Source organism: Pedobacter sp. L105 (genome assembly GCF_009765875.1).
In the GTDB taxonomy this organism is placed as follows: Bacteria; Bacteroidota; Bacteroidia; order Sphingobacteriales; family Sphingobacteriaceae; genus Pedobacter.
Genome location: NZ_LMUP01000009.1, coordinates 639,748 through 664,607, shown reverse-complemented (window position 1 = coordinate 664,607; position 24,860 = coordinate 639,748). Strand labels below are relative to the sequence as shown.

26 protein-coding genes and 1 tRNA gene are annotated in these 24,860 nt (G+C 37.6%); 2 read left to right on the top strand and 25 right to left on the bottom strand.

The genetic code is table 11. The features are described from left to right. The coding region (gene msrB, locus GSQ84_RS21285; protein WP_371416415.1) for a peptide-methionine (R)-S-oxide reductase MsrB at window positions 1-474 on the top strand (474 nt) is incomplete at its 5' end. An 85-nt stretch (window positions 475-559) separates the two neighbouring features. Further along, window positions 560-646 (top strand) — tRNA-Ser (locus GSQ84_RS21280). 152 nt (window positions 647-798) lie between these two features. Here GSQ84_RS21280 and GSQ84_RS21275 read toward each other — a convergent pair. The 25 genes from GSQ84_RS21275 to GSQ84_RS21155 form a co-directional block, all read right to left on the bottom strand. Continuing rightward, entirely contained in the window at window positions 799-1,572 is a 774-nt protein-coding gene (locus GSQ84_RS21275) for a hypothetical protein (RefSeq protein WP_158799350.1), read from the bottom strand. A gap of 1 nt (window position 1,573) precedes the next feature. Next, window positions 1,574-2,224 carry a hypothetical protein gene (locus GSQ84_RS21270; RefSeq protein WP_158799349.1) on the bottom strand — a complete coding sequence of 217 codons (651 nt, stop codon included), beginning with the start codon at window positions 2,222-2,224 and terminating at the stop codon, window positions 1,574-1,576. Then, a complete protein-coding gene (locus tag GSQ84_RS21265; protein WP_158799348.1) occupies window positions 2,225-2,806 on the bottom strand; it encodes a hypothetical protein in 582 nt (193 codons plus the stop codon). A gap of 49 nt (window positions 2,807-2,855) precedes the next feature. Beyond that, the gene (locus GSQ84_RS21260) at window positions 2,856-3,707 is read right to left on the bottom strand and encodes a hypothetical protein (protein ID WP_158799347.1); all 852 of its coding nucleotides are present in this window, start codon (window positions 3,705-3,707) and stop codon (window positions 2,856-2,858) included. Window positions 3,708-4,093: 386 nt separating this feature from the next. Beyond that, complete coding sequence (locus GSQ84_RS21255; RefSeq protein ID WP_158799346.1) at window positions 4,094-4,921, bottom strand: IS3 family transposase; 828 nt, start codon at window positions 4,919-4,921, stop codon at window positions 4,094-4,096. Between the two features lie 4 nt (window positions 4,922-4,925). Continuing rightward, complete coding sequence (locus GSQ84_RS21250) at window positions 4,926-5,216, bottom strand: transposase (protein WP_158799345.1); 291 nt, start codon at window positions 5,214-5,216, stop codon at window positions 4,926-4,928. Between the two features lie 134 nt (window positions 5,217-5,350). Beyond that, entirely contained in the window at window positions 5,351-5,635 is a 285-nt protein-coding gene (locus GSQ84_RS21245) for a hypothetical protein (RefSeq protein ID WP_158799344.1), read from the bottom strand. Window positions 5,636-5,675: 40 nt separating this feature from the next. After that, window positions 5,676-6,113, bottom strand: a complete 438-nt coding sequence (locus GSQ84_RS21240) for a hypothetical protein (protein ID WP_158799343.1) — start codon at window positions 6,111-6,113, stop codon at window positions 5,676-5,678. A gap of 249 nt (window positions 6,114-6,362) precedes the next feature. Beyond that, window positions 6,363-7,136, bottom strand: a complete 774-nt coding sequence (locus tag GSQ84_RS21235) for a hypothetical protein (protein ID WP_158799342.1) — start codon at window positions 7,134-7,136, stop codon at window positions 6,363-6,365. A 10-nt stretch (window positions 7,137-7,146) separates the two neighbouring features. Then, complete coding sequence (locus GSQ84_RS21230; protein WP_158799341.1) at window positions 7,147-7,830, bottom strand: hypothetical protein; 684 nt, start codon at window positions 7,828-7,830, stop codon at window positions 7,147-7,149. Window positions 7,831-7,843: 13 nt separating this feature from the next. Continuing rightward, entirely contained in the window at window positions 7,844-10,570 is a 2,727-nt protein-coding gene (locus tag GSQ84_RS21225) for an OmpA family protein (RefSeq protein WP_158799340.1), read from the bottom strand. A gap of 5 nt (window positions 10,571-10,575) precedes the next feature. Beyond that, the gene (locus GSQ84_RS21220; RefSeq protein WP_158799339.1) at window positions 10,576-11,052 is read right to left on the bottom strand and encodes a DUF4280 domain-containing protein; all 477 of its coding nucleotides are present in this window, start codon (window positions 11,050-11,052) and stop codon (window positions 10,576-10,578) included. 9 nt (window positions 11,053-11,061) lie between these two features. After that, window positions 11,062-12,051, bottom strand: coding sequence for a hypothetical protein (locus tag GSQ84_RS21215; RefSeq protein WP_158799338.1), 990 nt, complete (start codon window positions 12,049-12,051; stop codon window positions 11,062-11,064). 8 nt (window positions 12,052-12,059) lie between these two features. Beyond that, window positions 12,060-13,067, bottom strand: a complete 1,008-nt coding sequence (locus GSQ84_RS21210; RefSeq protein ID WP_158799337.1) for a DUF2931 family protein — start codon at window positions 13,065-13,067, stop codon at window positions 12,060-12,062. A 3-nt stretch (window positions 13,068-13,070) separates the two neighbouring features. Further along, the gene (locus GSQ84_RS21205; RefSeq protein ID WP_158799336.1) at window positions 13,071-14,645 is read right to left on the bottom strand and encodes a DUF2235 domain-containing protein; all 1,575 of its coding nucleotides are present in this window, start codon (window positions 14,643-14,645) and stop codon (window positions 13,071-13,073) included. A 2-nt stretch (window positions 14,646-14,647) separates the two neighbouring features. Further along, a complete protein-coding gene (locus GSQ84_RS21200) occupies window positions 14,648-16,495 on the bottom strand; it encodes a type VI secretion system Vgr family protein (RefSeq protein ID WP_158799335.1) in 1,848 nt (615 codons plus the stop codon). A gap of 109 nt (window positions 16,496-16,604) precedes the next feature. Then, window positions 16,605-17,183 carry a hypothetical protein gene (locus GSQ84_RS21195; protein ID WP_158799334.1) on the bottom strand — a complete coding sequence of 193 codons (579 nt, stop codon included), beginning with the start codon at window positions 17,181-17,183 and terminating at the stop codon, window positions 16,605-16,607. 11 nt (window positions 17,184-17,194) lie between these two features. Next, the gene (locus tag GSQ84_RS21190; protein WP_158799333.1) at window positions 17,195-17,995 is read right to left on the bottom strand and encodes a hypothetical protein; all 801 of its coding nucleotides are present in this window, start codon (window positions 17,993-17,995) and stop codon (window positions 17,195-17,197) included. A gap of 65 nt (window positions 17,996-18,060) precedes the next feature. Then, window positions 18,061-18,456: a type VI secretion system tube protein TssD gene (gene tssD, locus GSQ84_RS21185; protein WP_158799332.1), complete on the bottom strand. Its 396-nt coding sequence runs from the start codon at window positions 18,454-18,456 to the stop codon at window positions 18,061-18,063. Window positions 18,457-18,757: 301 nt separating this feature from the next. Beyond that, window positions 18,758-19,153: a type VI secretion system tube protein TssD gene (gene tssD, locus GSQ84_RS21180; RefSeq protein WP_158799331.1), complete on the bottom strand. Its 396-nt coding sequence runs from the start codon at window positions 19,151-19,153 to the stop codon at window positions 18,758-18,760. A 38-nt stretch (window positions 19,154-19,191) separates the two neighbouring features. Next, a complete protein-coding gene (tssD, locus tag GSQ84_RS21175) occupies window positions 19,192-19,587 on the bottom strand; it encodes a type VI secretion system tube protein TssD (protein ID WP_158799330.1) in 396 nt (131 codons plus the stop codon). Between the two features lie 127 nt (window positions 19,588-19,714). Beyond that, the gene (locus GSQ84_RS21170) at window positions 19,715-20,284 is read right to left on the bottom strand and encodes an NAD(P)H-dependent oxidoreductase (protein ID WP_158799329.1); all 570 of its coding nucleotides are present in this window, start codon (window positions 20,282-20,284) and stop codon (window positions 19,715-19,717) included. Window positions 20,285-20,423: 139 nt separating this feature from the next. After that, window positions 20,424-21,815: a DUF5458 family protein gene (locus GSQ84_RS21165; RefSeq protein ID WP_158799328.1), complete on the bottom strand. Its 1,392-nt coding sequence runs from the start codon at window positions 21,813-21,815 to the stop codon at window positions 20,424-20,426. Window positions 21,816-21,852: 37 nt separating this feature from the next. Then, window positions 21,853-22,299 (bottom strand): hypothetical protein, encoded by a 447-nt coding sequence (locus GSQ84_RS21160; protein WP_158799327.1) that lies wholly within the window; start codon window positions 22,297-22,299, stop codon window positions 21,853-21,855. A 51-nt stretch (window positions 22,300-22,350) separates the two neighbouring features. Continuing rightward, window positions 22,351-24,858 (bottom strand): ATP-dependent Clp protease ATP-binding subunit, encoded by a 2,508-nt coding sequence (locus GSQ84_RS21155; protein ID WP_158799326.1) that lies wholly within the window; start codon window positions 24,856-24,858, stop codon window positions 22,351-22,353. Between the last annotated feature and the right edge of the window lie 2 nt (window positions 24,859-24,860).

The following is a 24,860-nucleotide window of genomic DNA, read 5'->3' as shown; positions in this document are numbered from 1 at the left end:
AAACAGATAGCAGGAATTACCGCCATTATCATAATGTTTTTAACTGCATGCGGACAGCAAACTACGCCAAAACAAACCAAATATCCTATTAACAAATCTGATACGGAATGGAAAAAACTACTGAGCCCTTCAGCTTTTGAAATCATGGTGAAAAGAGGAACAGAACCAGCTTATCAAAACCCGTATTTCAATAACCATCAAAAAGGCACTTATGTAAGTGCTGCTACCGGCGAACCTTTGTTCAGTTCCGATGATAAGTTTGATTCCGGAACAGGATGGCCAAGTTTCACCAAACCAATCGATAGTAAAGCGGTTATGGTAGTTAAGGATAATTCCTTTGGTATGTCCAGAGATGAAGTGGTAGAAGCCAAAACAGGATTACACCTGGGACATGTTTTTGACGACGGACCAAGGGATAAAGGTGGTTTAAGATATTGTATGAATTCTGCAGCATTAAAATTTATCAAAAAATAAAAAAAATTGAATTCATAATGAGGAGGTTAAACGATTGTTCAGGGTGATAGTTTGCACAACTGAACATTATTTGTACTTTCGCGGCGGAGAGTTGGCAGAGTGGTCGATTGCGGCAGTCTTGAAAACTGTTGATCTGTCATAGGATCCGCGGGTTCGAATCCCCCACTCTCCGCTGGTTTCATCAAAGAGACAACGAAAACCCTGCAAATCGTAAGATTGCAGGGTTTTTTGTTTCGTACAAAATCATATCATTCATAAAATCCTTAAGAAAAGATGAGTGATTCAGTCAGCAAATTTCAAGATTATTGCTATAATAAAATTGATTTAAATAACCTCAAATTCTGTTTTACCGGTTGAAATATAGAACATAATATCTATCATTAATTCTTCCCTGGTCTCATTATTGACAAGAAAAAAAGCAGATTCACCATTTATCTTTTTTAATGCAGCTACTTTTCCGTTCCCATAAATTTGTAAAACCGCATCTGGTGGAATAGTTGCTACTTTAAATCCTCCCTCAAAATCTTCAATCAAATTATCGATTCTATCCTTCGCTTTTGCCAGATCTAAATACATAGACCTGTTCATTATATTTTCACGGTTAGCAATACTGGTACGAAATCCAGTGTAATCACGTCTTGATATCAAAGAGGAAACCCTTTCATATGCATTTGAAAGCTTAATATTTACATCTTTGACATCCTTTAGTGCAATACCATTTTTCCAGCCCTCGAGACTATAGGGAACCTGTGCTGAGAATGAAGTTTGATGACGCAGAACAGGTAATTTCTTATGGGGATCTACCTTTTCAAACTCATATTTCACCAGTTGCTCCTTAAATGCGAAACCTCTTTCTACATCAAAAAGTTTAATATCAAATTTAAGTTTAGCCTCCGGATCCAGTACCAAATTACCAGAATGAGGAAATACCGTTGCTGTAATTATTTGTGTTCCACTTTCCAGAATAGAGAAATTTACAGGAGTCATTGATGCAGCCTGCCCTGGCAGATCAAGCATCATCACAGGAATATCATTAATCCGGATTTCAAACATACAGCAAGCTGCACTGAAATCAATCATGTAATAAGGTTGTGGCATCTTATTTATTTTTATTTGTAGCAGTTGAATTACTTAGCGCATTTTTAACGTCTGATTCGATGGTTGAAGATGAATAACCTTTCAGATAAGCTACTTCACTAATGGTAGAATCAGAATAATTGAGTATGGCCAGCCTCGCTTCTTGTTGTTTCTGCTTGTTTAATGTATTGGTGTAAAAATGACCAACAGTAGTTTTAGCATCCGCCCAGACACGATTATAAAATCTCACATTATCGCTAAAAACAGTAGTATAAGCGTCTGAAGGATAAGGAGCCTTACCCAATTTTTTATCCAAAGCATTTTCCAATGTTTTGATTTGTTCTGCTGAAAACACTTTAATTTCAATCATGCTCACAGCGCTGTCCTTAACAGAATAATGTATAATCACCTTATTTACGGAGTCATTACTTTTACCGGCTAGCAAAACCCCATTAAATATTAGGATCCGGGGATCTGTACTTTCGAAGACACGATATTTTGTTGCGGTAAATGCTTTTGATTTTCCATCCTGAGCTGTGAGCCCGCTTCCTTTTAATGCCTGACCAACGGTTTCTGTAAATTTTATAGCGGAAAGATCGAAGATTGGTGCCGGTACAGGTTTACAGGAACAGAAAATTACGGCGATAAAAATAAAGATAATTGATTTTCTCATTTAATTTATGGTTTTATAAGTCATTATAACTCTATTGGCTACTGTATTATCCGCTCCAGGATCAGAAACTTTCACCTCATTATTAACGATGAACAGATCAGTTGAAAAAGATGCTTTACCATCTATTACAGTATAGTTATCTGCAACGATTATACTTTGTTTTGCATTTGTATAAAGTTCAGCTGGATATCCTAATATTTTCCCCTTTGCATCAGGTTTCGGAACTGGAGAAAGGATTTTTGCCGTACCATATTTTGATGCAACGTATTTACCTATCATCTTAGCCTCTGATCTTTTTTCTATCCTCAATATCAGTCCAACTAATTTGGTATGTGCCTTGTCACTAAAAAGCAGCGACAACTTATTATAAGGGATGTCATCTATACCATGTTCTCCACCGTTTGTTAATTCAACCGGACCAAACCTAAAGTTTTTCACTTCTTTGGTGGTAAGGCATGGAAGGGTTGTTGATCCTTCACAGTCTTCAGCAAAAAAGTATTTTTCATTAATCACCGGTTTTATGGAAACACCAGAAAAAAAATCCTCCAGGTTAGCCCTGGTTTGGGCGTGCAGACTATTCATTACAAAAATTAACAGGGTGGTTATTTAAAAAAAAGAAATTGTTCTCATATTAATCGTCTCCTCTCATTAATGGCACCTGAATACTAATACCTGAAACCTGTTCAAGACTTTCTACAACATCGAATTTTGGAATTATGTTTTCATAAGTTCCTTTAGCGAGTACCCAATCCCCTTTTTGGTCTTTGACAACATCTGACATTGGAACTCCCTTTTTAACGGCAAGACCAACGCTAGCTGTAATTACGTATTGGACATCCATACCGTCAAATCCCAACTTTGGTTTATAGTATAACCCTTTTGAATCGTAATTTAAGCCATGGCCAAAAGTAACTGATGCGCTGGCGCTTGCTTTTGCTTCAAAATAACCATCAACTTTTACAACCAGCACAGACAATTCCCCCTTGATTAAAACACCTGCTTTTAGCTCAACGCCTAATTTATTCTTTACCTCCAGTTTAAATGTATCTTCCTTAGTAGTTGATACCGTATTAAAACCAAAACCCACATCGGTAATTATTGTGCTGCTGATAACAAGGTCCATATACACATCTACATTAGCTTTAAATCCGACATCGTCATTCCCCAGCTTCAGTCCTGCTTTTAGTTTGTCCTTATTAATGTTATACAATTTGACCGCACCCGGTGCCGCCGAGCCACCCGATATCGCGCCAGCTGCAAGACCAACAAAAGCACCGATCAGATCTATAGTCATATCAAGGCCAATTAGCGGTTGGGCATGAAAATCTATATCTATCCGGGTACCAAGTTTAGCAATTGGTGCATCGCCTTTTTTTGCCCTTTGTAATTTCCAGGTTGCGGTTAAAGCCAGGTTTGGCGGCCTGACTATAAAAGAAACCGGTGTATTTGTCATTCCCAAATTCCTGACCGTTCCCTTGGTCATATTGGTGATCCCATCTGCAATTGCACCAAAAGAAGAAAACAGGTCATAGATTTTTTTGAATTTCCCTTCATGTTCTTTTTTGAATTCATCATGCTGACCAGGAGCATCTCCTTAAAAGTTCCATTCACTTTTCAAACTAAAACCAAATGAAGCTTCTTTTTGCTCCCATCTTCTTTCTGCACCTATCTTTCCCGCCTTTTTCTGCATCTCCTTATGCTCATCAGCAGAAAAGTTCTGCCACTTTACGCTGAGGTCGTTTGTTAGATTGAGGTGTATAGTGGTCCCTATTCTTAGGACAAGAATGATGTAATATTAAGTTTTATTATTGTTATTAAGGTGTGGGAATGTGTGTAAACTCGAAGAGTTTTCCATATTTCCACACCATTTTATGCAGCCTTCAAGTAAATTTCTGACGGCTTTTTATTATTCAAACTTTGATGATGCCTTTCGTCATTATAAAAGCTGAACCATTCGGCAATTCCCTGGTATAATTCAAGACCATCGGCCGGTGGATTTAAATACACGTATTCATATTTTATACTTCTCCAAAGCCGCTCGATGAAAATGTTATCAATAGCTCTGCCTTTTCCATCCATACTAATCAAAATCCCTTGACCCACCAGCATCGCTATATATGCATTGGAGGTAAACTGACTTCCCTGATCACTATTTAAAATTTCAGGTTTGCCATGCATAAGAATGGCGTCTTTTACAGTCTCACATATCCACTCTGTTTCCATTGTGTTACTTAAACTCCAATTAACAACGAAGCGGCTATTGAGGTCTATTATGGCCACAAGGTACATAAATCCCCTTTTCATGGGTATGTAGGTGATGTCGATCGCCCATACTTGATTATTGCGGTTTACTGCCAGCCCCTTGAACAGATAGGGATATTTATAGCCTGCCGGATCAGATTTACTTAAATTAGGCTTAGGGTAAATTGTTCTTAGTCCCATTAACTGATACAGCCGCTGGATACGTTTCCTATTCACTTCATAGCCTTGCTCATTGAGCCACACTGCCATCCGACGGCTCCCTTTGAAAGGATATTTCAAAAAGTGTTCGTCAATTACCTTCATCAGGTCCAGGTTTAAATTGCTTTCTGCAGCTCCTGTATAATAAAATCCACTGCGATGAATTGACATCAATTCGCATTGTCGTTGAACACTAATCTGTTGATGAGCCGTATCAATCAATTTCCTTCTCTCCATCAGGCTATAGTTTAACGCAACTTTTTTTTAACCAATCATTCTCTACTTTGAGTTGGCCAATTTGAGAATATAGCGTATCCAGCTGTTTTTCAGCTTCTTCTTTTGTGCTATCTGAAGCGCTTTTATCGAAGACCGTACTGCTATTTTCCAGAAACTGCTTTTTCCATTCCGTTATTTGAGTGGCGTGTACCTCAAATTTCGAGGCAATATCGGAAATACTTAGACGCTCTTTTAATGCTTCTAATACTACTTTAGTTTTAAATTCTGCTGTGAATTTTCGTCTTGAGGTTCCCATAATTTAGTGACAAGTTAAGTGTTTTTTCGCGTTTTAAACCCTTGTCCTAATATTGGGGTCCATTATAGTGAAACTCCAGCGTCCATTTAATATCCGAATAAACCTTAACCAACAGGCTATATTTATCCATATCACTAAAATACCGGCACGAATTGATATAGAAGAAAAAACCATTGGCTGACCTTGCCATTGAGGGCTGGCTCTTTATCGTTGATAAAAACAGGTGTTGTTCTATCCAGTTTAAAAATACGTTCCTGCCCAATTATAGTTTTGATATAACTGATGTCGAGATTAAATTTTACAGTCTGTTCCTTTTTATCGATGACATAACGATATAACACCCCATAACTCCTGGTAAAATCGGGTGATTTAAGTGCTAGTTTTAAATGATGATGATCCGTAAATTTCACCTTTTCCATTATCTCTTATTGACTGGTTTATATTTTTTTTAAATTATTACTATTGACCGGAATCTTTTATTACAAGCTCTATCCCCTTAACTTCAAAACATGGTTTAAAAATTTTTAAATAGGCTTGATTAAGTATAAGTGCCATGGGCTTATTATCTTCGGTATAAAAACTTATTCCTAATAATGGGTGAAGCTGTTTTGGAATCATGAAATCATATAATTCACGATAATTGCCCTGGTTAGCCTTCTCACTATCTTTTATTAAATAACCACTTATCTTCTCCTGATTAACAGTAATCGTACAAGGGAACTTAACTTTTCCCGGAGAAACTTTTAACTCCATAAAAACATCTGTACATGTAGTTGATTCTGCTGAATATGTTTCTCCGAAATGCAATTGTCTTTTAGAAACTGTTTGTGAAAAAACGGCATAAGACAAAAGTAACGTTAACGCTATTAAATTAAATTTATTCGAATATTTTCTCATCTACTTTTATTTAGAAATTCCTCATTCCTGTTCCTAAAATCAGCAGTATAAATTTTATCTACATGTGCATCATTAATTGATTCGTTGCTGTTATGGTAACATTGCAAAGACCCCTCATCGAAAGCCTCAGAGAGAGTATCAAGGGGAATAGGAGCTTTATTTTTACTCTACCGGTCTCTCGGGAAAAAGAGTCCAGGTAGTGAATCATTATTTTCAATAACATTTAAGTATTGCAGTGTATTAATTTCGCTAGATCAATTCAAATTCAGTTTTCCCAAATGGAATATAAAAGGAAAGGTCAAGCATTAATTCTTCCCCCGTTTTATGATTAAACAGACCAAATGCAGGCTCACCATTTAACTTTTTATAAGCTGCCAGTTTACCATTTCCTGATATATTAATTAATGCCGTCGGATCCATAGGCATGACTTCAAAGCCTGCTTCAATATCGTTAATCAGTGAATTAAGTCTAGCATCAGAATCTTCTTGACTTAAATACATTGAGGTTGCCATTGTTTTTTCACGATTAGCAAATTCTAACCTCAACTTATCATATTCTTTATTCCTGATTAACGAACTCAATTTAGAATAGGCGCGCTTTAATTTTTCATTTATATCATCTACATCAGCTAGTAAAACCCCATTTTGCCACGAATCTGTAGTGTATGGAACTTCAGCGTTAAAGTTTTGAACATGCTCCATGCTTTTCAATTTTTTAGAGGTATCAACTGCGGGGAATTTATAGCCTTCAATAGATTCTTTTAAATCAAATCCAGACTTTACTTCAAACACCTTTAGCTTATAATCGAAAGCCGCCTGAGGATGTAGAAACTCATTTCCCTCCAAAGGGTAGATTTTTATTTCAAGTTTTTGACTGCCAGATCTAAATATTCCTGAGTTCAAAGGTATCATTGTAGAAGCCTGACTATTAATTGTTAAGGACAAAAGACTTAAGTCATTAATCCTTACTTCAAACTTACACCCAACAGCATTAAAATCTATTTGATAATACGGTTCTATCATTTTTAAATTTTTATTTAATGATATTGTTATTTTTTAAGAAATACGATTCACCTTCAGCCTTCATATCTTTTAGAAAATCAGTGTAGCTATAGGTAGATGTCTTTTTTGCTCTTACTTTTAAATAATCTTTATAGTATCCAAATCCGCCACCTAAATTATAATTTAAAATATCAGTAGTAGCAATATCCAAGACCTTTAGATCAGCAGATTCACCATGTAGACTGCTGGAAGTCGTAGCACTTCTATATTCCAATAAATAAATTGTTTTTTTATCAGGACTTTCCCAGATACGGAATCTATCATCCTTGCCATAATCATAATGAGAAACGCCCAATTTAGTGGTCAAAATATTCAGTAATTTTTTACTTTCAGTTGTAGTATACACGTTAATTCGATAACCGAAAATTTTATTTGTTTTATCTTCGTTATAAAAAGTAACTAAATTTGTACTTGAATAAGAATCATTCTCTAGGTTTTTCCCACCAAGTTTGATTTTATGGAAATAAAGTAGATCAGGATTTGAAGACTTAAACAGTTGATAATTACCTATAAGCACTTGCTGGTCTTCCAATTTATATTTATCTAACGACGATTTTGCTAACGGAAATTGAACAGTTGCCAAATCAAAATTTTGCGAATGACAGGATTGTAAGATCATAAAATACAAAGCAGCTATAACTATTATTTTTTTCATATTTAATTTGTTATTAATTATTTTTTGATATCAGTGTAATATTGGGTGATACGCCACTTATATCTTCCAGTTTTTTCATAATGTTAAATCCATCCCAAAATGTCTTGTCGCCTTCATAATTCACAGGTTTCCAATCAGCTGAGATCTTTCTATAGCTAATTCCAACATCCACCAGCACAATCACCTTACCAACACACGGATCTACCAACAGACCAGGAATATATTTCAGCCCTTCGTCCGAATCATATTTAAACGTATTAGTAGCTTTTATTCCAACCGTTATAGAGGCGTTTATCGTACCTGTTGCATGAATATCAGTTTCATTAGGCCCCGCTTCAATAAGTACAACCTTGGCTTTGAGGTTTACTCCTGCTTTTAGCGTCCCTGTAATTTTAAGACTTAGATCAGCAGGAACTTCTAATTTGTCTGAAGCAGTATTAATAGTAATATCATTTACACCACCTTCAATAGTTCCTAATAATACAAAGTCAATATACATATCAAGAGATACTTCAGCATGTTTACTTTTATATCCATTAGCTGCCCAGTTTTTAACAAGAATAAAAATATCAGCTGCTATTGGATTTCCAGTTACTGCCACAGATGCACTCTTAATAATTAGCTCTAAAAGATCAATGGTTAAATCCAGACCTATTAGAGGTTCAGAATGAAAGTATATTTTGTATTCCGTTCCTATTTCCGCAGTTTTTATACCTTTTTTACTTCCTCTGGCCAACTGCCATTTTACACCTAAGGCAAATTTTGGAGCAAGTACTTTGATTATCATTGGATTGCTGGTACCAAACTCCACCTTCCGGGGAGACCCGCCTGTACCAGAAGTAATACCACGGGTAATTTCTTTTACTGAGCTGATTACGCTATATAACGCTTTAACTTCTTTACTGAACTTCTGAGTATATTCTTCACTTTTCTTATAATTTTCGCCTTCCTTATTCCAGTTTGCAGAAAGCTTTACCCCATAATCTACTTCCGTTGTTTGGTTGTAATGTGACATCCCAAGCTTTTCCGCACTCTTCCTCAGCTCCTCCAGGCGAGTGGGAGTCATGTTCTCCCCACCCTTCCAGCCAACATTTAAAGGATTACTTAAGTCTAGAAAAAATGCAAATTCCCACTTTATATCAGAATAAACTTTTATGATTAAGCTGGGCTTTTCCTTATCTGAGAAATAGCGGCAGGTATTGATATAAAAAAAGAAACTATTTGGAGATCTCAGATGAGGGAATAAATAATCTATACCCGTAATATCGTTATCCATCGGAGAGTATATCAATGGTTCAATTGTATCTCCTTTAAGTGTTAAACTGTCTTTTTTATTACTTGGAGTAATTGCGCTGTAAGGAATGTCCTTAGTATGTTTATTAGAAATGAAATTACATAACCCCTCAGTATGATAATCATATATTTTTATGGGCAAAGGCTTTTGTAATGATTTTCCCGGACGAATCGTTTCAAACACCAGACTTTGTGCATCATGTGAAAATATCCTTAATCTTAATGTGGTGCGTCTGTTAACCTCACTATCTACTCTACTTAAATCAGGGTTTTTATCAGCAAGCATTGTTTTACCATATCCCTTTGAACTTATACGGGATGCATCCACATTTTTAGAGATTAAATAATCCATCGCTGCTTTTGCCCTTTTCTCAGATAGGTCTTTATTGAAGGCATCAGTCCCAAATCTATCTGTATGTGATCCCAGCTCAACAGGTATAAAAGGCATTTCCATTAATATCGCGGCCATTTTATCAAGAATAGCTTTTGCCTCCGGCTTTAAATTGTATTTATCGAAATCATAATGAACTTTTTCATCGAGGAAAAATTCTTTTGTAGTAGATCCTTTAGGTTTTATTTTACCCTCATCAAATAGAATTACGCGATCCGATCCATCAGTGATTTCTATCTGGCTAAATCTGCACTGATCTTCACGTTTAAGATCCGGAAGCTTATCTCCCACTTTTACAATGGTTACATTTGTTGGAGCCGCAACAGCAGTACTAACCACTTTATTTTCCATACGAAGATACCTGGCGTGTGCAGTATCGTTATATGCATCTAAAACATAAGTATTACTTGCTAAATCCTTAACTTTAATATATAATTCGGCTTTTTGAGGTCCATCTTTCATTGTAGCATACCATGAATAAGTATTTGCTATTAACAGGTCTACCTTGCCATTAACACATTTTGCTGTAATCCGTCTAACTATTTTATCATCTTGCATTAAACCCTTACGCTGATAAACCTCTATCAGTAAGTCATTACCATTTAAGCCCTCAGTTGTTATCGCAAGATATACGTTATCTCCATAAGAAAGAGCTGTTTCTCCTAGTCTTTCCCCTCCTTTTTTGGAACTCCAGATCGCTTCCTTTAAAAGAGGTGTGCAATTCCCACGGATAAGGTAACCTGTATGAATATCTTTATTAATCTTATTAGTCAGGCTCGCCTCTAAATAAAATAATGGTTTACTACCGCATTTGTCTTTAGGAATCATTAATTTATTAAGAGATTGAGCCCTGTGTTCAAGTAATATATTAGTTCGCTGAGCATCCTCAAGTAACCAAACCACTCCATTCTTATCTTTATCAGTTGTATCTTTAAGCCATTCGGAAATGATAAATGAACAATCGCTTCCGCCCTCAAGCACTAAAAGGTTTCCACTGCTTAAATTTTTATAATACTTTCCGCTTGCCTGCTCAATTTTCTTTACACCCTTGTCCATAAATTTTATTCAAAGATTATACCATCTGCATTATAAGCCTCATTAACAATTTGTTTCACATTAACCGCAGGATTGAGCGTAGTACTAACCTTAGGGTCAGCATTTTTAAAATTTTGACTATTTGGTTCGGCAACCTGCCCGTGATTCATAATTTTAATACAATCAGGCCCACCAACAGGACAAGTAGCTTTACTATCTTCAAGAAGAATTTTACCGCCATTTGTCAGAGTAGTATGCTCATAAAACCCTTTCCATTCGCTTACAACAGCAGAACACGCCCTATTATTTTGCTTTGAGCAGGATCCAAATGTATTTTTTTCAAATGTCGTTCCTACATCCTTTGTACTGGCTATATATTTCGTAGAACCTTCCTTATCATTAGCGAATTCTCTTTTATGAGTAAGTACTTTTAAATGATCAGGAGCAGATCCATAGTTACATACACATGTTGCTCCCTGTACTACTAAATGTTTCTCTGCCATAACTGTTCCTTATTTTCCTAATAAAAAATTAAATATACTAGTGATGCTTATTTCACTTTTTTCATGGTGACCATCAATGAAAAACATACCAGTTGAACCTTCATTTTGCTGTTTTGCATTTTCCTGGTCAACCATTTCCTGAACTAGTTCAAAGACCTTCAATTGTGTTTTCTGAATTGGTTCGATAGCTACAACCCAATCTGCCACTATAGAATATATTGATTTTGTTTCAGCATCAAGTCTGTATAAAGCAGTGTAAGTACCAGTAGCATGGCTCTCCTCAGTATAGGTATATTTAGAAATGGGATAACTAGATTCCTCTTTTAAATCACGTATGGTACGCTCATCATTGATTTTCCCATGGTGAATTACTTCTATCTTGTTTGCTTCATTTAGATTTTGATCTACAACTTGAAAAGTTTCAAATCGTACGGCCGCAGCTTTGCCGGCAATGGGAAAATTGCAGTGTTCTTCAATAGTAAATTCAAGACCGTACGATTTATATAACGAAAAGAAATAAGCAGAAATAAACAATTCATTAGCGAACATCTCAGTAACCTGCTCTGGGGATGCAATAGCCTCGTCCATTAATTGAAGGTATTTTTCAGTCATTTCACCTTTAAAATATTCCCCGACAGAAATCCTTTTTTCCTTCCATCTGGACATGATCTCGTTGTAATTATGTACACACATGAACTTTCCGTCAAAATCGATTTCAACCATCAGGGGATAAAATATTTTGCCGCATTCATAAGCAAGCTGGTCAGCCAGAAGATCAGGTTCTACATTATTAACGTAAATAGGAGTTGTCCTATCTAACTTAAAGATCCTAGCTCGATTAACAATTGTTTTTATATAAGTAACATTAAGATTAAATTTTACGGTATGCGTGTCATTTCCATTGTTGAATGTGTACAGCACACCATAATTCCTGGTGAAATCTGGTGGTTTTAGCTGTAGCTTTAAATAAAACTGATCAATAAAATCTACCTTTTCCATATTTCAACTTATCTGTAAAAACTCTGAACCTTTATCTGCTTAAAAGCTACTTCATTATCTTTTACTTTCAGACCAACAGTTGCATCCTGTTTCTCTTTATCAAGATGAACAACTAACTGTCCCTCCTCATTCCCTTGCAGTTTGGAGAAAAATGCAAAAGCTTCTTGCTCATCAAATTTGATCTCAGTTCGCAACTCCCTATTTTTATCATCAAGCCAGTATACACTGATCTCTTCAATTACCGCCGAAGGCTTAAAAGCGATATGTTTTAGTGCTTCCCCGAATACAAAATCTCTTTCTTTATTAAAATAATCAAGATCAATCCTTTGAATTTGACCAGCACTTTCTATCACAGGCCTCCATTGATAGCGTTTTCGCAACCCCGCCCAGTAATCCATTGGAATTGCATGATCTTTCATCTGCTGTTTTACAGTATCATTCAGTTCGCTCCTGATTGAATTAATATATTTATCAAATGTACCACCCATTGCCGGATAAACTTTTTTCCAGTCCAGCTCACCGATAGGTTTAGCCCTAAACTGTCCAACTTCTACCTGCTTATTTCTCTCCCCTGTTAACCAAAGTACAACATATCCCCCAGGAGCCATTCCTACTTTCACTACGTCATATTTTCCCTTTCCACCGTCTATCTCGCTAGGGTATCCCGCAGATAAAAGGGAATCAATTTTTTTTGTATCAAGTTCAAACTTTCCCGTATAATTCTTATTTTCCGTGAAGGAAATCCATGTAAGTTCAAGTGTATGTGGTGCTTCTTTTAGTTGATCACCAGCAATGTCCACTGAACCTTCTGCACCCCAGCCATAATTTACTTCACGTCCATCAGGCACATATATGCTTCCCTTTTCACCGTAGTAAAAGTAGCCACTGTAAATCTGTACAGGGTAATTCTTTGGTGCACACTCAGTTGGTATCCAATCGTATTTTTTCATTTTTTCCTGACAAGAGCTGATTGTAAATGAGCTGATGGCTAACATTAACATTAGTAATCGCTTCATGATTTATTTGGTTATTTTATTAATATTATCTCTTTCTCTTTCGCCTTCGGCATTGAGATTTGGTTCCTTTCCAATACCATCCCAACTGGATGAAAAATGTAAATATTTATTTCTCAAATCGTAGAGCATTTTATGATCATTAAGTGCAAGATTAAAATTAGCGGCAGGGTACATTCCCATCTCAACCATTTGCCTAAGCGACTGCAGCTGCCTGCCTGTATTAAAGACCATGGATGGAGCAGTTTTTTGTATGGCATAGGATTTCAGACGCGAATACACCTCACTCAGGACTACAGTTGAACCCGGAAGCGGAGTTATAGGAATTTTGTATAAATCATTTTTGATAAGTGTTTCCTGGAAGAGACAAGTAGACAACCCCATTTCAAACATCAGATGCAGAGGTATAAGACTATATTTATTACTTAACATCCTGTTTCCTATCAGCTTATAAGGCTGGCTATTGCTCATTTGAGATGGTCTATACCAACCTTGTTCAACCAGTGCATTTTTCTCGTCATTAATAATTTTCTCACGGTTCAAAACTGACAACATTTCCTCATCAAGGGACACCTCTTCATTAACATTATCCCTGTAACTTCCACCAACATCTGAGTGGACTCCCGGCAGTGAAAATTCAGAGTCATTCTTAGTCACAGAAGCAAGTTCAAACTTTTCACGGGTCTCATCAGCAGCTGTAAGATGAACAATTTTATATGCCCTATTCACTGCATTCAGATCTAATTCAGCAACATCATTCTTATGGTTCGCTCCATAAGCAGATACAGTATCAAATAATCCAGCAAATCTTATCGTAACAAAGTTGACCTTTCTTTTCAAGACCTCCAGTTTCAAACCGAAGTGTCCCCTCGAAGGAAGTTCTTTTTTGGAAACAGCATAACCATCATCATCATATAATGTAGAGACATCTTCGTTAGTATCCCCAGTATGTGCATCATAAGGTCCTTTTGTAATCTCATGAACAAAGTTACGTGCGGCGGCGGCACCTCTGCTGAAGCCAAACACATCCACTGTAAGAGTATTGATATTTTTTGGCGTGTTACGGGTAATCAATTTGACTAATTTTTCACATCCGGATCTTACCTTAGCTCTTATACCTGTTACTCCTGTTCCTAAACCCATATCCACTACACTATCGTAGTCGTCATTAGTAGTTCCAATTCCTTCTATATATATCGAGAAATAAAGAGATTCTTTCTTATACATCTTTTCCAGGTGATCCACATTGGTACGATCATTTTCATAACTAGTATTATCCTGCCACTTCCATTTCCATCCGGTAGTTTTATCATGATAAATACTGGAATTTTTATCGCGCTGGTCTATGTTATTCCTGTTATTTCCTGTTCCATCAAAGAACATACCTACAGTAATGTCTACAAGATCTTCTTTAGTAACCATCTTTTTAGGTTCGCCAAATACAACCCCATCTCCAGAATGCTCATTCACCTTTTGTGCCGCATTGGACTGCATTGTTTGTGCATAAGAAGTATATTCCTGCTTTGCAGTTTCTGACAAGTTCCCGTTCGAAATTTTCGTGATATTACCGTTGTTTCCCATTACTAAAACAGATTACTTTTCTCTCCGCTATTGTTATGGATAGTTTTAGCAGCATGTTTAGTGATACTACCCTCCAGACTGTTCAGATTCAATGCCCCTGAAGCTGTTTTTGTAATATTTGTCGCTTCACTTTGAAAAGCATCAACTGCTATTTCCGTGATATTCGCAGCGTTTAACGAGTAATCTGCACCGATATTTATCATATTATTTACTCCGATCTGCGTATTGGCATTATTACCAGCCATCGTGGTAATATCTTTTCCAACTTGGATATCCAGATTCTCCGCAACATTAATCTGCATATTCTTGGAATTCAGTGTCATATTCTCATTGGCAGTAATCGTAATATTATTACCAGTAGTGTCAATATGGATAACGTTTTTATTCGCATCGGTAATCGTTATTCCCTGACCAGATGGCCCATCATTAAACTGTAAAAGATGCCCACTGCGTGTGGTCATCGTTTTCATATGGTTTTCTTCCAGTCCGCCTGCCGCAGTTTTACCCTGGAAGATACTTCCCATTACAAAAGGACGGTTAGGATCATTATATCTGAACCCAACAATTACCTGATCACCAACTTCCGGTACAAAAACATACCCCCTGTTCTGGCTAATCAGGTCACTGCTTCCTGCGTCAGGAGTGAGTACCCTTATCCAGTCTGTAGTAAGATTTAATGGTTTTTGCCATAAAAGTTCCACTTTAACCCTTCCAAAATTTTCAGGGTCATTATTCTGTTTTACGATACCTACCTGTGCTTCTGCCATTGGGTATTTAGCCTTTTTCATCGGGATCACGTCATTCACTGAAGGTATAGCCTCGATGGTATTCCTGTATCTTCCATTCCCATCCACCTCATGCAGGATAGAAGTAATCAAATATTTACCGTAGTCTTCTGTAACAAAATCTAGGGTTCCTTTTTTGGAAACCTTAATATTAGCCACACTTCCTATACCTACAGCGGGACTGCTGGTTTTTGCAATCAATCCTACCAGATCAGCAGCAACAGCAGCTTTTCTCAGACCAACGAGCTCTGTTAAGTCTTCCTGAGTCTGAACCCGTGGTTTTATAGGTAGATTAACCTTTTCAGAAAACACCTGCTGAGATGCCGAAAGTGCTAAACTATTATCATCCTGAGCACTGCCTACAGTAGATGGCGCGTCTGTTTCATGCAAATAATCATTGTCAGAATTATAAGAATACTGAGAGAAATTTACAGGATTCACTTTCATTGACCAATTCATGGTATTGATCTCACGCCCATAAGTTAATGTGATCTCCTTTTGTTCTTGTGGACGGCCAAAATGGGTATCCAGTCCGTCATAATAAAACCACTCGCCATATTCTGATGAAAGCCTGTTTAGGAACGAAAACGTGCTTTCTTTATATTGAACCATGTAATTAATGGATTTCGTAAATTTAGGCTGTATACTGAGGTTAATATCATTACTGACCAGGCTTGATGTTGCCTGCTTCACGATATCAGTCAGCGTTTTAGCTAAATAACTATTCAAGACAGGTCCATAATCCATTAAGATCGTAGGGCTATATCCTCTTAGCACAAGCTCACCATGAAGTCCATTACTTTGTTCCATTGCTACCTCGCAGATCACACCAGAAAAGTGTGTTTCTGAGCCGGAAAAAGTTTCAGTTATAGAGACGAGAACTTTTTTACCGATATGACCTTTTGAATTAGTAGCCTGAAAATCTCCAAGGTTTTCAAACGTGTCAAGATTCACATACAGCTCAAAAAAATGGTGATTATTAAAAGATTGTTTAATCGATAAATTTGAAAATGTAGAGATCGGGTTACCGTCAATACTTATTGTCGTTATGATTCTTTCTTCCATGATTTGATATTTTGAATCTCGTTGACCATCTGTTTTTTAACAATTACAAGTGATAAGGAGAAATTTAAAGTGTTATAAAATATGGTTTCTTCTATCTGTTAAATAATTGTTATTGATTTTTATTAAGAAATTTTTCATGCCTTCTCCTAAGCTCTTCAGTATATGCTTTTTCTATATACTCATCATTGATGGATCCATTATTATTGTAATAACCTCGTAAAGCTTCCTCACGGCCAGCCTTAGAAAGAGTATCAAGAGGAATGGGAGCGTTTTTATTTTTACTATACCGGTCTCTTGGAAAAACAAGTCCGGGCAGACCTTCAAAATAAATAGTCCATTTACCATGTTCCAATGCACCATACATGACATAAATATAATCGAGTGTGGCATTAAGATCTTTATCCTGGATTATTAATAAAAGGTAACATCTATTTTTTTTACTATTAAAGAAAACAGCATCGTCAACCTTCCAGTTATAATCATTCAAAACCAGTACATCTTCCAAACCATCCGCTAACCACTTATTTAGACTTTTATTAGCGGTAACCAGAACATCCTGATAAGTTTTATTTCCTCTTAACTGCTTCAATTGTTCTTCAAACATGACTTCTTTATTTTTTTTATGCTCACATCCAGTGGAAAAGATATATACAATGATAAAAAGACAGGTGACAATAATTTTCCTCATGTTAAAACATATTAATTACTTATCCTGGATTTTACATAACTTTTAATTCCCTTTTTAAGCCCAAATATCCATCCATAATTAGCCACGCTGTGGCTTGCATAAGGACCTTTGGGAACACCAGGGGGAATAAATTGGACCTGACCAATTCCGGGAATTGCCTTTTGCGGTGCGATCATATCTTGTTTATACCAATGATCAACTGGACCTGAGCCATATTGTATACTTTCCTTAATAAAGCCAGGTATAGATCCTCCACCCGGGTTCTCAGGAGCTAAAGCATATATCCTTTCTGGATTATATCCCAACTCCTTTAGTACTTCCACCATACCAAGTGCATAAGCAAAACCCATACTGTGACAAACAATGTCGATAGGGATCTTTTTCGGATCGTACCTGTTGAGGTCTGCGTCTTGTCCCCAAAGGATTTTTCTGCTTGTTTCGTTCCTTACATCTGAGTATTTTATCTGATTGATCTTTACGATTAAATTATATCCAGCCTTTCTTCCATGGCGTTTGCGCGCATGAAATCCGATTTCATTTTTTGCAGTTATAGTTGGCGCATCCCCATCAGCATAAAACGCAAATTGGTCACCTAATCTTTGTTGAAATTTGTCATCAATATCATTCCAGTATTCATTATCGTAATAGATTGTTACGTCTTCATTACGCCGTATTTCACGTACAATATTCATTACGGGAACTGACATACGATATCCATTAACAAATATTACAATTGCCGGAACACTTGCTGATGCCGCACTTAATTTAGGTGCGGTAATCTGACTTCCAAAATCAATTGTATTTAATTCCATCTATTCATAATCAATAACGAGATATAATCATCACCAGCGCTACCAGGTGATAACATACAGTGCAATTAAGGCTTCGGCCAGTCGTTCACATGCTCCGCATTTCCAAGTTTCAACTTGCGCGCAGAGATCACAAAACTTAAAGTCATTGGTGTATTATCGTTTACAGCAATCCCTTCCGTATATTGAATGATATAACCATCTTCAAAAGACAGTTCCTTCATCTTAGAATCTTCTTCTCCTCTTTTGAAAACGATAGTTCCAGAAAGGGCTTTGTACTGGTTATTCACCATAGATTCGATCACAGAAGTATCTTCAGTTGACTCAATTTCGATATGGATTGTTCCGCCATATACCCCCGATGAAGGACGACCTTTAGCATCTACATCTCTATTTAATGAAAAACTGCACTGCAGCACGTCGAATTCTTTGGATCCAAGATTCAATCTGGTTTTAAAAGCCATTATGTGTATTTTTTTTGTGTTTGATAATGTTTGTTAGTTGATCTAAAATTACAATTTGACCAGTTATTAAAAGAATTGACATCATCTAATATTAAATTAAAATCAGCTATCAAACAGCTCACTATTTCTCTATTTTTATACGCAGCTGTAAGTTCTGCGAATTAAAAATAAAAAAACAATCAACTTTAATAGTAATTTAACTGCTAACAGATAAGTGTTGACTTATGCTACACATTGAGACAAAACGATACAACAATAAACTTCCGCCTAATCAATTAAGCAGAAGTTTATTGGGTTACAATTAAGCTTTTGGCCAATCGTTAATATGTTCTGCATTGCCGATCTTCAGCTTACGTGCTGAAATGACAAAACTTAAAGTCATTGGCGTATTATCGTTTACAGCGATACCTTCATTATACTGAATGATGTAACCGTCCTCGAAAGTCAATTCTTTCATTTTCGCGTCTTCCTCACCTTTTTTAAAGGTAATCGTTCCTGAAAGTGGTTTGTACTGGTTATTCACCATAGATTCGATTACTGAAGTATCCTCTGTCGATTCAATTTCAATATTAATCGTTCCACCGTAAACACCTGATGACGGACGCCCTTTTGCATCTACGTCTCTGTTTAATGAATAGCTGGTTTGCAGCACGTCGAACTCTTTAGATCCAAGAGTCAATCTGGTTTTAAATGCCATGATAATGATTTTTTAATGGTTAACTTCCTTAATTTTGATTACGCTTTTGGCCAGTCATTTACATGCTCGGCGTTGCCCAGTTTTAATTTACGGGCAGAGATCTGGAATTTCAGTGTCATCGGGTTATCGCCGGTGATGTTAATTCCTTCAGAATACTTAACGATGTATCCATCTTCAAAATTCACTTCCTTCATTTTTGCATCCTCTTCTGATTTTTTGATCAGCAGCGTGCCTGTTAAAGGTTTGTACTGGTTGTTTACCATTGCTTCGATGATAGAAGTGTCTTCTGTTGATTCGATCTCAATATCGATCGTACCACCATACACTCCGGAAGAGGGTCTTCCTTTTGCATCTACATCACGGTTTAGGGAATAGGCACAATGGAGCACATCGTACTCCTTGCCCGAAAAGTCTAATCTTGCTTTGAAAGCCATAACTTTTTGTTTTAGGATTGATATTAATTTATTATCGCTCCATGTAAAGCAAAAATGTTGCCAACTCAGCTACTAATCAGTATGATATAAGAAAAAGATATTAACATCGGCTCGAATCACCCTCTAACTACATTAATTTGGCACCAAAAGTTTCCATTTTACGTAACCACTTCTTACTGTACTCATTTTCTATGGAGTATAACTGTCCTATCGTATTGGTGTGTACCGGGTGAAAACGGCAATTTTCGAATACATTTCTTTTAATAGAAAGGTAGGTTACTTTTTTGTCCTGTTTCCAGTACTCAAAAGTTTCTTCATCTAAAATGGATACAATCCTGGCCGACTTTCCTGCAAAATTCTTCCTGATATTCTGCTGTTTAGCCAAAAAAACCTGGTCCGGTATAAATAGCCGGTCAAAGAAGCCTTTAATGCGTGTGGGAATAGATGAAAGGTAAACCGGACAGAAAAGCACCACATGACCAGACCATATAATCTGATCCAGCGCCCGTTTAAGATCAGGCTCCAGCTCTGTTACGCTATTGTTAAATTGTTTATTTGGATTAAAGATCAGATCAACAATCGTGATTTCCCTGATGTGGGCACCTGCCTCCTCCGCGCCTTTGCGGTACGCATCGATTAGATAACGGATAGTATCGGTTTTCTCAGGATCACCATTGATGATCAGTATCTGTTTCATAGACCAGGGAATCCATGTAAAGATTCTGACGCTAAATTATAAAGAAATTGTTAAGTCAGGAAATCCAGGAGCTGCATAAAAAAAATTCCGGACAGATTTCTTCAATCTGCCCGGATTATACGTAGAAAATAACTACAACCTATTGTTGCGCATACTCTGTGCTCCAGGTAGTTTCTTCATCCTCCCCTTTTTGCCCGTCAAGTTTTACAACAAAACTTTTTGCAGGAAAATAAGGAGTAATATGAATATCCAGGTGGATCTTGTCTTTTTGCACCTCATCACGCTCAAAACGCATGATCTTAAAACGCTCAATTAAACGTTCAGGCCCCTGGATACCGTCTAAGAATTTCACAATCTGACCCCTTAGGTCCTGTTCAGTTTTCGAAGTCCAGTTTTCAAAAGCCCTTCTGTTTAAGAAATCAAAAAGCACTTTTGTCACATAATCGAATACACGGACTACAGAATAGGTTTGCAGACCGATATTATCACCATTGAACAGGGTCTTGGCAGAAAAAGCCATTACCTTTCCATATTCATTTACCATTGGAACCAGACCAATACGCTCCAGGTGTGAGATCTCACTTTTCTTAAGGTCAAATTTAACACCATCCACATCATTGATCGCACCATGTTTTTTACCGGCTGTTACCTGCGACATCAACGTATAATACATCTTGCCCGCCAATGCTGCCGATCCGGGAACGGTCAGGTCATCCTCTTCACCAACTTCCGCAACCTTACCTCTGCCTACCAGCCAGTTGCACGTCATGATCACATTAGATCTGAAAGCCTCTCCACCGGTTAGGTTTGCCGAAGTAAACAAGTCAATCACATCATCAGGCTGATCAAGATCAGCAAAATCTGTCACCAGCATTGCTTTATTCTCATGTGCGATCTTACCCCATTTTTCGACTACCTTATTAGACCCCATATATCCGGGAATAACCATCAATGAATAATTTTCACGCAGGTCAAGACGGTCAAATTTTTGTTTCAGTTCATCCCCTACATAATCAATAAACCTGGGATTATCCAGATCTTTGATCTGATCCATAGAAGCATTCATCAACACTACATTTTTCAGTTTATCTGATTCTGTATTTTGGTAGAAGAGGTTTACCGAACGGTAAGCCTGTTCAAGCTCTTTAGTAGTTTCGAGCGCAGTTGCGATATTCTTATTCAGATTTTCTTCCGCCGCCTGCAGCTTTTCTGTGCTTTTTTCTACCATACCCGCTACAGAATCAGATTCTTCCAGCACGTCAATCCATAACTGGATTTTTTTCTTTAGCTCTTCTCTTTCTTTTTTCTTCTCATCACCGGTCAGGAAAATCTGTTTCCTGGCTTTTCTATCCGGGTTTAAATTCTGCAATCCATCTACTGTTGCTTCCAGCAAATCGAAACCGCCTACTCTTGCCAATTTATCTAAACTGTCCTTCAGGGAAAGTTTTTCCTGCACTTCTCTTTCAGCCGGTTTATAACCGTCCGAATGTGAAGCATCATTTGTTATGTTTTGTTCTTCTGGAGTTGACATATCTAATATTTTAAATCGTTAACAGACCTGCGCCTAACTACTTATTTTCTTCTAATTCAGCTACAAAGTTTTTTAAAGCACTGATAAATGCACTTTTTGTTTCTGCATCATCCAGCGTAGACTTTAAAGTTTTATTTGATTTGAGCTGTTTGATCACATTTAAAGACATTTCCCTTTCTATATTCACATTAGTCAGGTGACTGCTTTGGTTGATGATACTTTTCACCGAAAAATCACCCAGGTTACCAAAATTCAGGGTTTCCGAAACAGGGGAACCATCATGTTTTTCAAATCCTACACGTACACTTGGTTTATAATGGTTAAAAACCTCCTGAACAGTTTTTAAGCCTTCTACTTTTTCTGGTTTGATCGGTTCGTTATCAGTCAGTTTTTGTATAAAGAGTGTTTTATTAAAGGCAATATCTGCGAATGCTTCTGAGGTATCTATTTTTCTTTCGTTACCACCAATTTCATAATTAAACATAGTCTTGATATTTAAGGGTTTATATTCTATTTATAATACATTATTTTGTTACTATTTGTTTTCCAATTCATTAACAGGCAGTGCAGGGATGATTTCCCATTCCAGTTTTTCCTCTTCTGCATGTTTCCTGATCACAATTGTAAAACCTTTCTTCAGTTCTCCAGAAATGATATATTTTGAGATCGGCCTTCTCAGTTCATTTCTGATCACTCCCGATAACTGTCTTGCACCATATTTCGGCGTGAAGCCACTTAGCGCCAGCATCGCTTTGGCCTCTTCTTCAATCTCAAAACCTATACCTTGTTTATGCAGGGCATCGATCATGCTCTTTAGCTGGATCTCAAAGATCCGTACCACATTCTGCTCACTGATCGGCGCAAACGGCACGATCTCTGATAAACGTGCAAGAAACTCAGGCCTGAAATGTGCCGCCATGATATCCATCAGCTGCTGCGATTTAGGAAACTCACCCTGGGCAATCTGCCCTGCGATCCATTCACTACCGATATTCGAGGTAAAAAGGATCAGTGAATTGGAAAAGTCACCTTCTTTACCTAACCTGTCATGCATATGCCCTTCGTCCAGGATCTGCAGAAAAGTATCAAATACCGATGGATGCGCTTTTTCTATCTCATCAAATAGCAACACCGAATAAGGCTGCTGCCTGATTTTATTTACTAAGAGCCCACCCTCTTCATAACCCACATACCCTGGAGGCGCCCCATAAAGCAAAGCAGCAGAATGCTCTTCTTTAAATTCCGACATATCGAAACGGATCATCGCCTTTTCATCATTAAAAAGAAATTCAGCAATGGACTTGGCTAATTCCGTTTTTCCTGTTCCTGTAGGTCCCAGTAAAAAGAATGATCCTATGGGCTGGCCTTTCTTGTTCAGTCCGCTCCTCGATTCAAGAATGGCGTCAGAAACAGCTTTTAAAGCCTGATCCTGCCCAACCACCCTCCTTTTCAGAAATTGTTCCATGTTCAGCAGTTTTTCTTTCTCCTGTGCCTGGATCTTTCCTAAAGGAATGCCTGTTTTGTAAGAAACGATAGAGGCAATATCCTGTTTACTCACTTCATCTGTTTTTTGTACAGCAAGTACCTGCAGGGCATCCAGGTTTCTCCTCAAATATTCCTGATATTCTTCTGGCTGTTCAAACGCTTCTGCCTGCGTTTCGTCTGTCAGCTGCCCCAGTAAAACCGGGCTCACTTTATCCTGAAGCTGGTGGTAGAGCCACTTATAATCTTCCAGCGTATTTTCTTCAAGTGCTGATAATTCAGCCAGTGATACGTTCAGTTCTTCCAAAACTTTCTCCGAAGTATCATTCATCATCTTCATCGCTGCCATGGTACGGTCTAACAGGTCAAATGCAGAATCAGGTAACCTGCGGTCTTTCATATAGCGTTTTGCCAGCCTTACACATTCAGGAATAGCTTCCGGATTGATTTTCAGCTGGTGATGTTCTTCGTATTTATCCGTTAATTTCTGCAGCATTTTGATTGCAGAAGCTTCATTAGGCTCATTAACCTGCAATACTTCAAACCTTCTGCTAAAGGCCTGTTCAGGTTCTATGATCTTACGGTATTCATCGATCGTAGTGGCACCGATCACTGTTATTTCTCCTCTTGCCAGCTCAGGCTTCAGCAAATTGCCAACCCCGCCCCCTATAGGGCCTTTGTTATCAAGTAAGGTATGGATCTCATCAATAAATAAGACAGCCTTATCAAATTGTTTAATTTCTTTTAATATATTTTTCAGACGGTCTTCAATTTCCCCTTTGTACGATGCACCCGCGATGAGTGATCCAAGGTCAAGCTCAAACAACTGTACGCCTTTTAGCAATGCAGGAACATTATCCGCAATAATATCCTGTGCAAAACCATCTACCAATGCAGTTTTTCCTACCCCCGCATCCCCCGTAATGATCACATTAGGCTTAGTCCTGCGGCAAAGGATCTCCATGATTTGCCTTGTTTCCTTATCCCTGCCAATGATCGGATCAGTTTTTCCATCTCTGGCAAGGGCAATTCTGTCAATACAGTATTTATGCAGGGCAGTTGCTGCACCCGCACTTTTCTCTGAATTTCCCGCTGCTGATTTGCCTGGTGCAACTACCTGCTGCAGCTCTTCATCCCTGATATACAGATCAAGCAACTCCCGTTCCTTGATTGGGAACGACTTCAATTGGTCTGGCTTAAATCCCACTGCAGGCTTACATAAAGCTGTAAGCACGCAAACAGGCGTAATCAAATCCAACCCAAGTTTTATCCTTACCAGATCAGCTTCTTCAAATACCATGGCAATTTCACGGCTACCTTTTACCTCATCCGGCGCAGCCGATATTTTGTCCAGCTCCTCGATCCTTACTTCGGCCCATTCACTAATGTATTCTTCATCTTTCCCTATCGACGATAGAAAACCTCTCAATCCAACTTCCTTATGCATCAGCCCTTTCAACAGGTGAGCGGCGGTAAATTCCGGATTATGATATTCTTTAGCTAAGGATTGTGCCACCCTTAAGGCTAATTTTACCGATTCACTAACGTTAGTAAGACTCATAA